The 16,232-nt window shown below is 53.8% G+C and carries 12 protein-coding genes; 3 read left to right on the forward strand and 9 right to left on the reverse strand.

Translation table 11 applies throughout. The annotated features are described in order from the left end of the window. Positions 1-21: 21 nt before the first annotated feature. Positions 22-1,602: an acyl-CoA mutase large subunit family protein gene (locus FEAC_RS00470; RefSeq protein ID WP_035388104.1), complete on the forward strand. Its 1,581-nt coding sequence runs from the start codon at positions 22-24 to the stop codon at positions 1,600-1,602. Between the two features lie 54 nt (positions 1,603-1,656). Then, entirely contained in the window at positions 1,657-2,238 is a 582-nt protein-coding gene (locus FEAC_RS00475; protein ID WP_035388102.1) for a hypothetical protein, read from the forward strand. Here FEAC_RS00475 and FEAC_RS00480 read toward each other — a convergent pair. Both FEAC_RS00480 and FEAC_RS00485 read right to left on the reverse strand, forming a co-directional pair. Beyond that, complete coding sequence (locus FEAC_RS00480; RefSeq protein WP_052565026.1) at positions 2,207-3,571, reverse strand: leucyl aminopeptidase; 1,365 nt, start codon at positions 3,569-3,571, stop codon at positions 2,207-2,209. The genes FEAC_RS00475 and FEAC_RS00480 overlap by 32 nt on opposite strands. A gap of 52 nt (positions 3,572-3,623) precedes the next feature. Further along, the gene (locus tag FEAC_RS00485) at positions 3,624-4,169 is read right to left on the reverse strand and encodes a cob(I)yrinic acid a,c-diamide adenosyltransferase (RefSeq protein WP_035388101.1); all 546 of its coding nucleotides are present in this window, start codon (positions 4,167-4,169) and stop codon (positions 3,624-3,626) included. 48 nt (positions 4,170-4,217) lie between these two features. On the opposite strand from FEAC_RS00485, the gene metH reads away from it, so the two are divergent. Next, a complete protein-coding gene (gene metH, locus FEAC_RS00490) occupies positions 4,218-7,679 on the forward strand; it encodes a methionine synthase (protein WP_035388099.1) in 3,462 nt (1,153 codons plus the stop codon). Between the two features lie 548 nt (positions 7,680-8,227). Here metH and FEAC_RS00495 read toward each other — a convergent pair. The 7 genes from FEAC_RS00495 to FEAC_RS00525 all read right to left on the reverse strand — a co-directional run bounded on the left by FEAC_RS00495 (position 8,228) and on the right by FEAC_RS00525 (position 16,220). Next, a complete protein-coding gene (locus tag FEAC_RS00495; protein ID WP_081900909.1) occupies positions 8,228-9,352 on the reverse strand; it encodes a M24 family metallopeptidase in 1,125 nt (374 codons plus the stop codon). After that, on the reverse strand, positions 9,349-10,986 hold the full coding sequence (gene lipA / locus FEAC_RS14415) for a lipoyl synthase (RefSeq protein WP_236684570.1): 1,638 nt from the start codon (positions 10,984-10,986) through the stop codon (positions 9,349-9,351). The genes FEAC_RS00495 and lipA overlap by 4 nt, the downstream gene beginning before the upstream one ends. Continuing rightward, positions 10,983-12,101 (reverse strand): dihydrolipoamide acetyltransferase family protein, encoded by a 1,119-nt coding sequence (locus FEAC_RS00505; protein WP_052565028.1) that lies wholly within the window; start codon positions 12,099-12,101, stop codon positions 10,983-10,985. The genes lipA and FEAC_RS00505 overlap by 4 nt, the downstream gene beginning before the upstream one ends. Further along, positions 12,094-13,482 (reverse strand): dihydrolipoyl dehydrogenase, encoded by a 1,389-nt coding sequence (lpdA, locus tag FEAC_RS00510; protein ID WP_236684571.1) that lies wholly within the window; start codon positions 13,480-13,482, stop codon positions 12,094-12,096. The genes FEAC_RS00505 and lpdA overlap by 8 nt, the downstream gene beginning before the upstream one ends. Before the next feature lie 84 nt (positions 13,483-13,566). Further along, positions 13,567-14,481, reverse strand: a complete 915-nt coding sequence (locus FEAC_RS00515) for an aldo/keto reductase (protein ID WP_035388096.1) — start codon at positions 14,479-14,481, stop codon at positions 13,567-13,569. Between the two features lie 423 nt (positions 14,482-14,904). Further along, entirely contained in the window at positions 14,905-15,669 is a 765-nt protein-coding gene (locus FEAC_RS00520; protein ID WP_035388095.1) for an SDR family NAD(P)-dependent oxidoreductase, read from the reverse strand. Positions 15,670-15,731: 62 nt separating this feature from the next. Then, positions 15,732-16,220: a ribonuclease H family protein gene (locus tag FEAC_RS00525; protein ID WP_336433118.1), complete on the reverse strand. Its 489-nt coding sequence runs from the start codon at positions 16,218-16,220 to the stop codon at positions 15,732-15,734. Between the last annotated feature and the right edge of the window lie 12 nt (positions 16,221-16,232).

Raw genomic sequence — 16,232 nt, forward strand, 5'->3', positions numbered from 1 at the left:
ACCTCCCACAATACAAGTAGTATGACAAGGGTGAGCGCAAGACAAACCGATTCAGAGATCCCAATCGAACCCGTGTACTCTCCGGAGACAACCTCGGTCGACTATGCCAAAGACCTCGGTGATCCAGGCGTCTTCCCGTTCACCCGAGGCATCTACCCAGAGATGTACCGTCGGCGTAGCTGGACAATGCGCCAATACGCAGGCTTCGGGACCGCCGAGTCTACCAACGAACGTTTCCACTTTCTTCTAGCGAACGGTCAAACTGGCCTCTCATGCGCATTCGATCTTCCGACGCAGATGGGTTACGACGCAGACCATCCACGTGCCGATGGAGAGGTGGGTCGGGTTGGAGTTGCAATCTCGTCAGTTGAAGATATGCACCGACTGCTAAAAGGAATTCCGCTCGACCAAGTCACCACCTCGATGACCATCAATGCGACTGCGGCCACCCTATTGCTACTGTACCAACTAGTCGCCGAGGAGACCAATGTCGACCCATCCAAGATCGGTGGAACCATCCAGAACGACATCCTGAAGGAGTACGCCGCTCGCGGTACCTACATCTACCCACCACGTCCCAGTATGCGAATTATCACCGACATCTTCGCCTATTGCCAACGAGAGTTGCCTCATTTCAACACGATCTCAATCTCCGGATATCACATACGTGAAGCAGGTTCGACCGCCGCCCAAGAGCTCGCTTTCACCATCGCGAACGGCATTGCCTACGTCGAGGCTGCGCTCGCGGCTGGACTTGCCATCGATGACTTCGCACCCCGGCTTAGCTTCTTCTGGAACGCACACAACAACCTGTTCGAAGAGGTTGCCAAATTCAGAGCTGCCCGTCGAATATGGGCACATCTTATGAGAGATCGCTTTCATACCGATGATCCAAGATCACAACTCATGCGCTTTCACACCCAAACAGGTGGCTCAACCTTAACCGCCCAACAGCCAGAGGTAAATCTGGTCCGCGTATCTGTGCAAGCCTTGGCCGCAGCGCTCGGAGGGACACAATCGCTCCATACCAACGGCTACGATGAAGCGCTTGGCCTACCCACCGAGAAGGCAGCCAGGCTTGCCCTGCGCACTCAACAGGTTATTGCCTATGAAACTGGTGTAACCGACACAGTAGACCCGCTGGCCGGGTCCTACTATGTGGAATCCCTCACAACCGCAATAGAAGAGAAGGCTCAGCACTATCTTGACGAAATTGATGGACAGGGCGGTGCCGTCGCAGCCATAGAGCGTGGCTTCATTCAACAGGAGATAGAGCGCGCCGCTTACGCCTACACGAGGGCCGTTGACGCAGGAGAGAAGGTCATTGTCGGAGTAAACCGCTTCGTAGATGAACAGGAGATCAGCCCAGAGGTATTCCCAATCGACCCAGCCTTGCAACGTCAACAAGCCGATCGAGTACAGGAGTTAAGACGGCGGCGAGACCAGCACTCCGTAGACCTAGCACTCGCAGAACTTCGCACAGCCGCAGAAGGCACCGATAACGTCTGCTACCCGATGAAGCGCGCCCTAGCGGCGCGCGCGACTCTAGGCGAAGTCGCTGACACCCTTCGCGGCGTATTCGGTACCTACGCACCTACTTGATTCTATACTTTTCTATGCTATACTGATACCATCTAAAAGCCAAGGAGGGCTCATATGGTTCAGGAAGGTTCGCGTCCAGAGTTACTCTCTATCTCTCGTTGGGAGGTTCCGCACAACCGTGAGCAGTGGTGGCCAATTGCTTCGGATTACGTCCAGCTTCTCTGGTTGCCAATACTCGGTCCATCAAGCATCGTTCTGCTTCAGCGCCTCGATCTTCTGATTGGGCGCACGGCTCGCATCAGCATCCCGGCTCATGAGTTAGCGCGTTCGCTCGGCCTTGGCCACACCCCAAGCCGCGGTTCGCTTCTTGATCGGAGCATCGATCGTTGTCGAGATTTCCATCTCCTCAGAGAGCTCATACCGGGGCTCATAGAGGTCCCACGCGAGCTACCACCCCTCAGCGCCCGACAGCTCAAGCGTCTTCCGGAGAGTCTCCAGGCCCTAGCTTCGAACCGACCTGACCTACGCCAGTATCGAACGATCACAGACCGCGACGGCCGGCTACACCAACTCACCGCTACGCTTGCCAATCTGGGCGCAAGCAACGACGAGATCTGTGATCAACTCGTTCGGCTCGGCTACGCTCCGGGTTCGGTTCCCCGGGCTAGGAGTTCGTCTGCTGCAACCAGCGGATAAAGGTCAAAACTCCGAAGCCAGTAGCACCAGCACGTATCCAACCGCGGTCACCTTCGGCACGCGACGGGCCCGCGATATCGAGATGTGCCCATCGCGCATCCGGTACGAACCGCTGCAAGAGAAGAGCGGCGGTGATCGCGCCCCCACCGCGCTTCCCAATATTTTTCATGTCCGCTACTTCTGAGGCGATCAACTTCTCGTAACTCTTCGGAAGAGGAAGCTGCCAATTGGGCTCAACTGCCTGACTTCCAGCAGCATGCAGGGCAGAAATCAAGTCGTCATCGTTTCCCATAACGCCAGCTACCTCATCACCAAGAGCAACGACGCAGGCCCCGGTGAGTGTCGCGATGTCGACGATCTCCTCATTACCGTCCTCTAGAGCGAGAGTAAGGCCATCCGCCAAGACCAGCCGACCCTCGGCATCCGTGTTCAACACCTCGATGGTGCGACCAGAGCGAGTAATCAGGACGTCGCCCGGCTTTTGTGCACTGCCCGAGGGCATGTTCTCTGTCATCATGAGATAGCCATTGACCTCGTGGGAGACGTTGAGAGCTCGCAATGTCGACATAGCAGCCAGCACGGCAGCGGCACCACCCATGTCGGTCTTCATGGTCATCATTCCTTCGCCCGACTTCAACGACAGTCCGCCTGAGTCAAAAGTGATACCTTTGCCTACGAGTCCCACCTTCTTGGTAGTCGAGTGTTGGGGACGATATGTGAGTTTGATGGCTCGAGGGGGCTCAACCGATCCACGAGCCACGCCCAAAAGGCCACCTAGGCGTTCATGTGCACAGTCGTTCTCGTCCCAGATCCGTATCTCTAGACCAGAACGTGCTGCCACATCACTGGCAATACGTGCAAAATCGGTTGGTGTCAATCTAGATGGCGGCTCATTAATGAGATCCCGAGCCAACGCTACCGCTTCAGCCAATATCTGTGCGCGCCCAAGCGCTGCGCTCTTGGTCTGCTGATCGCGCAACACTACTTGAGTGCACACAAAGGAATCAGCATCTTCGTTCGTCCGATAGGTGTCGAACCTATAGCCAGCAAGCAATAGCCCAATCACGAACTCCTCTAGCTGTTCCTCGTCAAGCTCCGGCAACGAGACTGCCACTTCAGAAAGATGGGCACGCGAGGCCTCGTCGACAACTGCCGCTCCGAGACTACGGAGTTGTTCTGTCGTCGGTTCCGGCGCAATGCCAAACTCGTAACCTACAACACCGTCAATCAGCGTCGCTTGAACGCGGGTCGAGTGTTCTCCCTGGGTGACGCGAACCCTGGTAGCATCAACGCCCACCTCAGGTGCGGTCGATACCGAAGTCTTTAAAGTCACTCTATTCTCCTTCTTGAGTTAACTATTGGCAACGATTACTTCACTTTGCACCTTAGGCGTGCTTTGCCTGTCGAGCGGTCAATGAAGCGCCCTCACTCCAACGAGCCAACGTCCACAAGAGATCCGACAATCGATTGAGATACACCTGCACGAATGAATCCGGAGCCTCTCGGACGAAACCGAGACTGCAGCGTTCAGCCCTCCTCACCACCGTTCGAGAGACATCAAGAAAGGCAGCGGCAACCTCTTCCCCTGGGACCACAAACTCCTTTGGAGGTGCAAAACGCGCCGAAAACTGGTCGATCAACTCCTCCAAGTGGGCCACCATCGACTCAGTCACCAACGTCTTGCCAGGTACGAGATGGTCGCGTTTCCCAGTTTGAGTAGCAACCTCCGCCATCAATATCCAAAGATCAAGTTCTAGTTCACGACAGATCTCTGCAAGTTCCCCGGAGGCATGTGCACGCACGACTCCAACATGTGCTTGTGCCTCGTCAACTGCGCCATTGAGCTCTACTTGCACCGAATCCTTTGGAACCCTACCGCCATAGAGCAATCCAGTTGTTCCACCATCACCTGTCTTTGTATAGATCTTCACAACATCACTCCTAGAAAACGCTGTTCACCAGCTACTAGCCTATTCAGCATGCTCGACTACGCCCGGCTAATCCAAGAACAGATCGTCATCTTTGATGGGGCGACTGGCACCAACCTGCAGCTCCGCGAGCTCACCGCTGACGACTTCGGCGGAGAACATCTCGAAGGTTGCAACGAAATCCTGGTGCGTACGAAGCCAGAGGTCATTGAGCAACTACACGCTTCATTTTTGGGTGTAGGAGTCGACGTAATTGAGACCGACACCTTCGGAGCCCTTGCGCCAGTCTTAGCCGAATACGGCCTGGCGTCGGAGGCTCGCACACTTAACGAAGTTGCTGCTCGACTTGCCGTTGGGGTAGCCAGAGATTACTCGACCCCCAATCACCCACGCTTTGTCGCCGGCAGCATGGGGCCAGGAACAAAACTCCCCACCCTCAATCAGATCGAGTTCACTACGCTGGTCGATGCGTACCGCGACCAGGCTTCGGGACTCATCGCCGGCGGAGTAGATCTCTTGGTTATCGAGACTGTGTACGATATTCTCTCGGCAAAAGCCGCAATACTTGGGGCTCGCCAAGCGATGGGGAGTGAGGGTAGATCAGTACCGCTACAGCTGCAGGTGACCATCGAGCTCACCGGTCGGATGTTACCTGGCACCGAGATCGGAGCAGCTGTGGCATCGTTGACGGCGATGAAACCTACAGTCTTTGGCATCAACTGTGCCACCGGCCCAACCGAGATGAGTGAACATCTGCGCTACCTCGCCGAACACAGTCCGCTGCCGATATCCTGCCTTCCAAATGCAGGATTGCCATCGGTGCAAGAAGGTAAGATGCACTACGACCTCACTCCTGATCAACTAGCCTCCTCGCTTAAGCGCTTTGTTGAAGACTTCGGCGTTAGCGTCATCGGTGGATGCTGTGGCACAACTCCAGACCATCTGCAAGCAGTCGTAGACGCCTGTCGCGATCTCAGCCCTCAACCACGCGCTTCACACTTTGAGCCTGAGGTTGCATCACTCTACTCCTCTGTCTCGCTTCGTCAAGAGACCTCACTTCTCAACGTCGGCGAGCGAACGAACGCAAACGGCTCGAAGCGTTTCCGTGAGGCGCTGCTCGCCCGCGATTACGATACCTGTGTGGCAATGGCCCAGGAACAGGTCAGAGACGGAGCCCATCTCATAGACCTCTGCGTGGACTACACGGGCGAAAATGGTGTAGAGAATATGCGCGAACTCGCCTCACGGTTGGCTACTGCATCAACGCTACCCATCATGCTCGACTCAACAGAGGCCGAAGTTATCGAAGTTGCATTGCTGCATCTTGGGGGACGAACGATCCTCAACTCCGTTAATCTTGAGGAAGGTGACGCTCGCGGCTCGCGGCTTGACAAGTTTCTAACTCTTGCCGAACGCTTTGGTACTGCCGTAGTGGCAACATGCATCGACGAAGAAGGGCAAGCTAGGACACCAGAATGGAAGCTAAGTGCAGCCACCGCGATCGCTAATATCGCCACAACCCGCTATGGCTTAGATCCAGCCGACTTGATTTTTGATCCGCTTGTGCTACCGATCACCACCGGCATGGAAGAGTCGCGCCAGGATGCCAAAGCAACAATCGAAGGTATTCGACTGATCCATGAGGCCTTCCCTGAATCACACATCATTATTGGACTATCCAACATTTCGTTTGGTCTCAAACCAGCAGCTCGCGAGGTACTTAATTCGGTATTCCTCGAGGAGTGCCGAGTTAATGGCCTGACTATGGCGATACTCCATCCATCGAAGATTATCCCACTTACGAAAATACCTAAGGAAATCCAAGAGGTGTGTCTTGATCTGATTTACGATCGTAGAAATGGAGATTACGACCCACTCTCCCGCCTCATCGAACTGTTCGAATCATCTGACAGTCTCAAAGAGACTGGTCCCGCCTTGGAATCACTGCCGGTCGACGCAAGACTATATCGCAGGATTGTCGATGGGAATCGCGTTGGCCTGGAAGCCGATCTACAGGAAGCACTCGATACTGGCTCCCCAGCGCTCATGATAGTGAACGATATACTACTATCCGCCATGGCCGAGGTAGGAGATCTCTTTGGTTCGGGACAGATGCAACTACCTTTCGTGTTAGCTTCAGCCGAGACGATGAAACAGGCAGTTGCCTTTCTCGAGCCATTCATGGATCGAGCAGAGACCAGTAACCGTGGCACAATCGTTCTCGCAACCGTGAAAGGTGATGTTCACGACATTGGGAAAAACCTTGTAGACATCATTCTAACCAACAACGGGTTTAGCGTTCACAACCTCGGCATCAAAATCGCGATCAATGAACTGATTGACAAAGCATTAGAGACTCGAGCCGACGCAATAGGCATGAGCGGCCTCCTGGTTAAATCCACACTGGTGATGCGCGATAACTTGCTCGAGCTAAACCAGCGAGGTCTTTCCCACATCCCAGTAATCCTAGGAGGAGCCGCGCTCACGCGATCCTTCGTGGAGCGGGACCTGCGTGAAATTTACCAGGGGCGGGTGTTCTACGGAAAGGATGCATTCGAGGGATTAGATGTCCTGGATAAGCTAGTTCGAATCTCACATGGGGAACTTACTGACGATGAATTCGGTCGCCAAATAAAGGCATCTTCTGTAAAACGCATGCGGACAGCATTGGACGAACACACCGAACAACGCACCACTCGGTCTGAACACGTTCCCATGGACAATCCTGTCTTCATACCTCCATTCTTAGGCACCAGAGTAGTAAAAGGTATCGCTCTCGAGGAGATAGCTGTCTACTTGAACGAGACAGCACTCTTTCGTCATCAATGGGGTTACCGGCCACAGAATGGGGAGACCGATGCAGAATTCAAGGAACGCATCCGCGCACAACTTGCCATCGAACTTGATCATGCGAAGACCAGTCAGGCACTTACCCCACAGATAGTGTATGGATACTTTCCGTGCATCTCCGAGAATAACGACCTCATCATCCTGGACCCTAACGACAGTGCCAGAGAACTCACGCGATTTCAGTTTCCACGGCAATCCAAGCCACCGCATCTATGCATAGCTGACTTTTATCGCTCTCGAAGCAGCCAGGAGCTGGATTATGTAGCCTTTCATGTTGCTACCATGGGTAGACATGTGAGCGAACTGGCCCAAGACTATTTCCGCGAGAACCGTTACCAGGACTACCTCCATCTGCACGGTCTAGGCGTTGAAATGACCGAAGCGCTAGCAGAGTTATGGCATGCTCGAATCCGTCAAGAGTGGGGGTTCGGAGACGAGGACGGACCTACCTTGGCTGGCCTCTTCAAACAAGCCTATCGTGGAGGGCGTTATTCTTGGGGGTACCCTGCATGCCCCTCCCTGGAGGACAATGAGAAGCTCGTCGACCTTCTGGAGGCGGGACGAATCGGTGTCCAAGTCACAGATAACTTCCAACTCGAACCCGAGCAGACTACAACTGCGATCATTGCACACCATCCAATGGCGAAGTATTTCATTGCTTGAGGAACTCCCCCATTACAGGACGATGATTCCAGAACTAGTCTGCTCGACGAGACCAAATCGCTGGTTTTTAATCGTTCCTGCTACTTCGCCTCACGCAACTGTCCTCATAGGTGGTCCAAAGTCCTATCTGTCTGCTCCTAAAAACCTGAGCATAATTACTCAGAGCCCTTAGGCCGATCGGCACGCGGTTCATAAGAGGTTTTGGTCTCTTGCAACTCATGCCCCTTGACGCTCAGTTGCGCCGGAGAACGCGCTAGTAAGATAAACCGGACTTCCTTGTGTGGAGTATAGAGAGTGATCTCTTGGTCAGACTATCTGTGTTGCAGGTTCAAAACAGCGTTGAAGTGTCAGCCTGGAGAACATCCTCGCCGGTGCAGTAAAACTTACCCAATCCAAAATACATACACACCTATATAAACTTGTCTTGTCTTCGCTCTCCTCCGGATCTCCGTATCAGCATATGCCAGCAGTCGAGGGGCAGGATCGACAAGAACAATATTGAACACTTCACCATCGCCTACCACGATGGTGAAGTGTTCTTGTCGGCTCTACAGAACGATGAGCTCTCGCTCCGCCTGATTGAGGGAGCGAACTCCATCGTCGTCTAGGTAGACGATGTCCTCTATGCGCGCCCCGTAACGCCCTGGAATATAAATTCCTGGTTCAATAGAAAACGTGGTTCCTGCCTCCAACAAAGCCGGATTGTCACTGGAAAGGTACGGATCCTCATGTTCATCCAAGCCAATCCCATGCCCAAGGCGATGGACGAAGTATTCTCCAAACCCGGAATCAACAATCACTTTGCGTGCAACCTGATCCGCCTCGTTACCAGACATCCCAACACGAATGTTCTCACGGGCGTACGTCTGAGCATTAAGGAGGACTTCGTATAGCCCATCAAAACCCTCTGGAGCTTCGCCAACGACAAAGGTACGAGTCATGTCGGAGCAGTATCCTGGCTCCTCGCCAACAGAATACGTCCCGCCAAAGTCCAAAACCAGTGCATCTCCATGACTGATTATCCGGGTGGTGGGATCGTGATGTGGCGACGCTGAATTTGGACCACTTCCGACGATTGTAAAGTTCACCTTGGCGTGCCCCTCTTCGCAAAGAGCCTCACCAATTTCTCTTGCCACATCGCGCTCCTGACGGAGTGCGACCGGTATCTCTCCACGATTCAGCCGCTCTGCAACCCTATCCGCAGCACTCGCTGCCAGCTCTAGCATCTCGATCTCCAGAGCGTCCTTTTGTCTCCGCAATGGATTCAGCAACGATGTGCCTGACCTAAAACTCGCCCGAGTGGCGTGTCCCATCAGCGGAAGAAGCCACCCAGCCATACAACGGTCATCGATAGCAATTACCTTTGCATCGCTGATCATCGAGCCAAGCAGTACAAACGGATCCTCACCGTCGGTCCACGGAACAAGTTCGAGCCCGGGCAGCGGTCTAACCCTCGGCGCCTCCAGCTTCGGGATAATCAAGCGTACAGCACCGTTAGCATCCATGTAGAGACATGTAATGCGTTCGAGTGGCATCGCCTCATAGCCAATCAACCATGGCAATTCGCGCCCCAAAGTCACCAGGAGCGCATCAACGCCGTCCTCCTGGAGTCGCTGACGTGCGCGCTCCTGTCGACTCAAATATGCCATCTCGAATTGCGATCGCTCGATCACGCCATCGCTCCAGCTGCCGCATCAGACCCTTGGCGCGCATGGTACGAAGATCTGGCTAGGGGAGAGGCCTCGACGTAGCGAAAACCTATGCTCATGGCGTATTCGCGCAACGCAGCGAACTCGTCTGGATGATAGTATCGCGATACAGGCAGATGATCACGGGTGGGTCGCAGATACTGTCCAACAGTTAGGATATCGACCCCAACCGAACGGATGTCCCTCATCACAGACTTAAGCTCCGGGATAGACTCACCCATCCCGACGATGAGACCGGACTTTGTCGTCAAACCAAACTCTTTCGCGCGGGCCAAAACCGTCAACGAGCGTACATAGTTGGCAGATGGACGAACAGCGCGGTGTAGCCGCAACACCGTCTCCAGGTTGTGATTCAAAACATCAGGTCGTGCCTGCAAGACCCTCTCTAAAGAAACTTGGTCACCCTTAAAATCGGGTATCAAGACCTCCACCGAACACGACGGATTCAACTCACGTATTTCGTGAATGGTGGCAGCAAAAGCTTCGGAACCTCCATCCTCTAGATCGTCGCGAGCTACAGCAGTGACAACAGCAAATGATAAGTTCAAAGCCGCCACGGCTTCGGCTACTCGTTTGGGCTCCGATGGATCAAGAGGTAGGGGTTTGGAGGTGTCGACGAGACAGAATCCACAAGCACGAGTGCAACGCTCACCGTTGATCATGAATGTAGCTGTCCCATCTTTCCAGCACTCATAGATATTCGGGCAACCCGCCTCTTCGCACACAGTAACCAGATTTAAATCTCTCACAAGATGCTTCAGCGAACGATACTCCACGCCAAGATTGACCTCACTCCGTACCCATTCTGGCTTTCGCGACACATACGGAACGGCAGTATCAAAGGAGAATCCTGCCTTGGCCAAACGCTGGTTCAGTCGAGATGCGACAGCATCCTCAGACTTTTCACGACTTGTGCTAACAGCAATTTGGGAAGCGTCATCCACTCCCTGATAATCGAGCTGATCGAAACCAAATCCACTCGCAAAATGCTTCGCATAGCTCCGAGCCACCTCAGCCACCGACGCATGAATTCCTTCAGCCTCCATGGACGTAACCGCCTTGTCAGCAATTCCGCAAGGCACGATATTGCTGAACATCGAAAGGTCGGTGTGTACGTTCAACGCAAAACCATGCATAGATCGCCCACGCGACAGCTTGACTCCAATCGCCGCAATCTTGCGAGGTGCATCTCGCGGTCCAACCCACACCCCTGGAAAGTCGTCCAAGGTGTATGCCTCGATCCTATAGGACGCAAGAAGCGCGATCAACGACGCTTCAAGCGTATGTACGTATCGTGGCGTGGAATCTGGTCCAACGGGAACATCTATGATCGGGTAACCCACCAATTGACCCGGGCCATGATAGGTGATGTCTCCCCCTCGATCCGTCCAACAAACGGTGGCATTGACGGTGGCAGGATCGACCAACAGATGCGCCGGATCGGTCCTTACTCCCATCGTATAGACATGAGGATGTTCAAGTAGCAAGAGATGAGAGGATACGCCTTCGCGAAGGCGTTGCTGCAGAACCAACGCGTCCTCGTATCCCACACGTCCAAGCCAGCGAGCACCTAATTCAGGTCGCTTCTCCGCGATCACAGCTCCTGCTCCCAATTTCTGGTTTCAAGCACTTGTTTCAACTTCGCTAGAAATGCAGCAGCATAAGCGCCATCAATGGCCCGGTGGTCGAAGTTCAGTGTCAACATTCCTACTGAGTGTATTCCAATGGATTCATTTCCATCACCATCGACTATCACAACAGGCTTACGTGCAATTCCATCTGTTGCTAGAATCGCGACCTGCGGCTGATTGATGATGGCACCAGTCATGAAGGTTCCGAATGGTCCTGGATTCGTGATGGTAAAGGTGCCACCAGCGATATCGTCAGCTGCGAGGCGGCGTGTGCGCGCTCGAGTGGCCAAATCGTGCACTTCCCTAGCGATACCTGCCAAACGTTTACCGTCCGCGCCATGAACTACGGGAGCAATCAATCCTTCAAGATTGAGATCGACGGCAATTGACAGATTGATATCACGATGGACAACCAAACTGTCTCCCATCACCGACGCATTGACATTCGGATATGCTCGCACCGATTCAACTACAGCTCGGGCTATGAACGGCAAATAAGTGAGAGTGAATCCTTCTTCAGCTTTGAACTCAGCCCCAGCTGCGCGACGAACACGTTCTACCCGTTCGAAATCTACCTCAATCGACATCAACGTATGCGCTGATACCGCCTTTGAGTGGATCATGTGCTCTGCTGTTCGACGACGAATATTGGTGAACGGCACGACATAATCCCGCGAACCTGGCTCAATATCAGTACCACTGTACGACGCGGGACTCTCATCTCGTCTCGCCGGTGTTGCTGGAGCTGGAGCCGGTTGTGGGGCTGGAGCTGGAGCCGGTTGTGGGGCTGGAGCTGGAGCCGGTTGTGGGGCTGGAGCTGGGGCCGGTTGTGGGGCTGGAGCTGATGAGGCATCCCCAACCCTTGCCACTACTACGCCTACCGCTACGGTTTCGCCTTCCGGCACCACTAATTCGCTAACAACACCAGAAGCAGTGGCAGGAACTTCCGAGTCGACCTTGTCTGTCGAAACCTCGAATAAGGGCTGATCGATCTCTACAGTGTCACCCACCTGAACCAACCATTTTGTGATGGTCCCTTCAGTGACGGTCTCCCCTAGTTGTGGCATAACTACATCAGCCAACGTGCAAACTCCTTCCAGTAAGTGCGAAAACTGTCTCTCCAAAGGCCTCGGAGAGTGTCGGATGTGGTTGAATAAACTGTGCAAGTTCCTCGGCACTTGCTTCCCAGTTCACCGCGAGGTAACCTGGCGAGAGCAATTCAGTAGCCCAAGGACCAACAATATGTACGCCTAGAATTTGATGAGTGTTCCTATCGGCTACTACCTTCACGAAACCGTCAACTTCTCCAATGATGCGTGCGCGCGAATTTCCACCTAGCGGGTCTTTCTTCACGACCGGGTCGTATCCACGGTCTCTAGCTTGCTCTTCGGTCAAACCTGCAAAAGCGATCTCAGGATGCGTATAGATACACCAAGGTACCCGTGAATAGTCAACAGGCAACGAACCTTCGCCAAGTATGGTTTTGATAACCGCTACTCCTTCCGCGAAGCCGACGTGCGCCAGCTGGGCAGTGTCGATCAGATCGCCAATCGCATAGACGCCAGGCTCCGAAGTCTCATAGTTCACGTCTACATTGACAAAACCCCTATCGGAGACCACCACCGAAGCCTTATCACCAAAGATAGCCTCCGAATTGGGCCTTCTACCGATAGCTACAATAATCTGGTCAACTGCCAGCGAACTACCGTCTGCTAACGTAAGCGTCGTCCCTTCACCGTTCGGGCTGTGACCGGTAACACCTACTCCAGTCCGAATCCCAATCCCTCTCTTCTTGAAGGACCGCACCATAACATCGACAAGATCCTGATCCACCCCGGGCAATAACCTTGGCAAAGCTTCGACTATGGTGACTTTACTTCCCAAGTCAGCCATCAGAGAAGCAAACTCACAACCAATGACTCCGCCACCCACAATGGCGACGGTCTTTGGTAGCTCCTCCAACAACAGGACCTCGTCAGAGGTGAGCACATATCTGCCATCCACCTCAAATCCAGGAATGCTGCGCGGACGCGATCCAGTCGAGATAATAACCTTATCTCCGACTAATGTTTCACCAGTCGATACTGTTATACGGCCGTTACCCTGGTAAACACCGTCGCCTAGAAAGGTCACAATACCGCGACTCTTCATGAGACCAGAAAGCCCACTGGTCAGCTTGTCAACCACTGATTGCTTGCGCTTCTGAGACACCGCGAAATCCAGCCCAGGCTCGCCAGTCGTTATGCCAAATTCAGATGAACTCCGGATGTTGCGATACACAGCCGCCGTCTCAAGATACTCCTTGGCAGGCACGCAACCGCGCTGGAGACATGTACCTCCCACACGATCGCGCTCCACGATACCAACCTTAAGACCTGCCGACGCACCATATAGTGCCGCGGCATACCCAGCCGGCCCTGCACCCAAGACTACAACATCAAATGCTTGCTCTTCGCCCAACACCGTTCCTTCCTTGCACCGCCCCCCTACCAGTTTTAGTAGAGATCACACCTACTTAATAAATTGAAAGCCGCTCGCGATGATCCCTTATGGCCACATCCGTTGCGATACTTCAGAAAGGTCGAGGTATTCATCGTCAGATAGTTCGAGATCAGCCGCAAGTACGTTGGACCGGAGCTGCTCTATCGAAGAGGCACCCGGGATAGCTATCACAGACTCGTGTGCAAGCACCCATGCCAACGCAACTTGAGAGACTGTCGCGTCGTGACTGCGTGCCACTCTATCCATCACCTCACGGACACGGCCATACGCCACTAGCGTTCGATCACTAAACTGACGCTTGAATCGGCGCGAATTCGTCGGCTTGGTGTCTATATCGTACCGACCAGACAGCAAACCCTGTTCAAGCGGCGAGTATGCAACAACGAGCCGATCGTTCGCTGTAGCCCACGGCACCATCTCCCGAACGGGACCTCTTGAGAATAACGAAAGATGCACCTGATTAGTCACCAACGGGAAGCCAACCTCTGATTGCGTCCGACGCCATGCTCCAAGCGAGTAGTTGGATACGCCGACCATGCGTATGTCCCCTGCATGCAACATCGGCTCAAATTCACGAACCTGGGCACTAAGTGAAAACAGTGGATTGGGGAAATGGAGCTGGTAAAGATCTATCTCTTCAATTCCCAGCCGGGCGGCCGATCGCCTCGCATGCTTTCTACCGTTACCAGGCAAAGGCAGTATGGGAGCATACTTGGTCGCGACAATTGCCTGTCGTCTATGCGATCCTAACGCTCGTCCAAGAATCCTCTCCGAGTTACCAAACCCGTAGAGCTCTGCAGTATCAAAAACGTTGACACCGAGGTCAAGCGCCTCTTCGACCAGTTCATACGCGATCCGCTCCGAATACTCGCGCCCGTATCCCCATTCCACAGATCCAAACTGCCATGTTCCCAGCCCAATTACGCTAACACGAACACCATTTACCTCTCGAAACCTCACATCTCTAGCCTAGAAGAAAGGCACGGCATAGCCGTGACATCCTCTCCACCCTTGCGCATGGAGCCTCCTAAGCCACACGTGTAGCCTGGGGCGTGGTGGCGCCTCACTGGGTCACTGTGCTGCATCTTGTTATACTTGGCTCGCGATCTCCCTCCACGCATCGTGACCACAAGCCACCCCAGAATACTTAAACATCGTTAAGCACTCCTTTTCTTTTCGCTCCCAGCCGTTGAGTCTCCCCTAGCGAAGGAGCGACGCAAAGCTACGCCCTGTCACAGTCGGGCTAACCTCTCCTCGGAGCATCCGAGGATTGGAAACGAATTCTCATTGACGCCGCTTTTGCTAGCGGACAAGCATCAATGAAATTAGAGACTGTTAGAAAAGGGTCGAAGGTATTGCGCCTCTACGCGCGCTCCACAAAGATTAACGCGGAGGCATGCGAAGCGCACCGTCTAGCCTGATCACCTCTCCGTTCAAATAGTCGTTGTCAAGAATCGAGAGCACGAGCTTAGCAAAGTCGCTAGGGAGGCCCAAGCGTTTCGGGAAAGGTACGGAGGCATCAAGTGCAGACTTTACGTCCTCTGGCAAGGTGCCAAGCAGAGGTGTATCCATAATTCCTGGCGCCACAGTGACGACCCGAATTCCCGCGCTCGAAAGATCGCGAGCTGCCGGTAACGTAAGCCCGACAATACCACCTTTCGACGCAGAATAAGCCAACTGACCGATCTGACCATCGTAGGCAGCTATCGAGGCGGTATTGACGATCAGTCCTCGTTGGCCATCACGCGGATCGTTCTTAGACAAATAGCTTGCTCCATAGCGCAACATGTTGAAGGTGCCGAAAAGGTTGACGTTTATCACTCGCTCAAAACTCGACAAGTCATGAGGTTTGCCGCCGCGATCTATCGTTCGTTCGGCAATGCCAATTCCAGCGCAGCTAACCACCATGCGAATCACACCAAACTCGCTAGCCTCTGCCATCAGATTGCTCACCGAAGTCTCATCCACCACGTCAGTAGAGACGAATCGCGCAAATTCACCAAGGTTCTTCGATGCCTCGCCGCCTGCCTCTTCGTTACGATCGGCAAGTACGACTCTCACACCAACATCCACCAAGGCTCTAGCTGTCGCAAGTCCTAGTCCTGATGCTCCGCCGCTAATGACGGCGACATCTCCCTGAATATTCATACCGCTAATCTAGCCGAGCCGTCAGCGCCCACTCAAATCAATCTACATAGATATGGATTCGATTAAAACTGACGAGCTGCTTCCTGGGCCAACACATCAACCCGGTTGTTATGAGGATCGGTGCTGTGACCCTTTACCCACTCAAAGATAACCTGCCTGCCGGTATGCAAGGCCTGATCCAGCAACGGTCTCCACAAGTCGGTATTGGCCACTGGATCTCCCTTGCTGGTACGGAAACCGTTAGCTTCCCACTTCTTCCACCACCCCTGGCGAAAACAATTGACTACATATGTGGAATCCGAGCGGATATTGAGATCACCCTGATGTGAGACGAGCGCCTGTAGCACGGCAAGCAGTTCCATCCTTTGATTGGTGGTCATTGGTTCGCCTCCGGAATCAAAAGCCTTGGAGTCAGGCTCAAACCATGCCCAACCACCAGGACCAGGGTTTCCTAGGCAAGATCCGTCCGTGTAGATCAGCAAGGCCATCCAAACCACTCCCCTTCGCGTCTCCAGAAATCGGTCCTCAGTGTACCAGGTGGACGAATTCATCAAAAGCTGCAA

The sequence above is a fragment of the Ferrimicrobium acidiphilum DSM 19497 genome (genome assembly GCF_000949255.1).
GTDB classification, from domain to species: domain Bacteria; phylum Actinomycetota; class Acidimicrobiia; order Acidimicrobiales; family Acidimicrobiaceae; genus Ferrimicrobium; species Ferrimicrobium acidiphilum.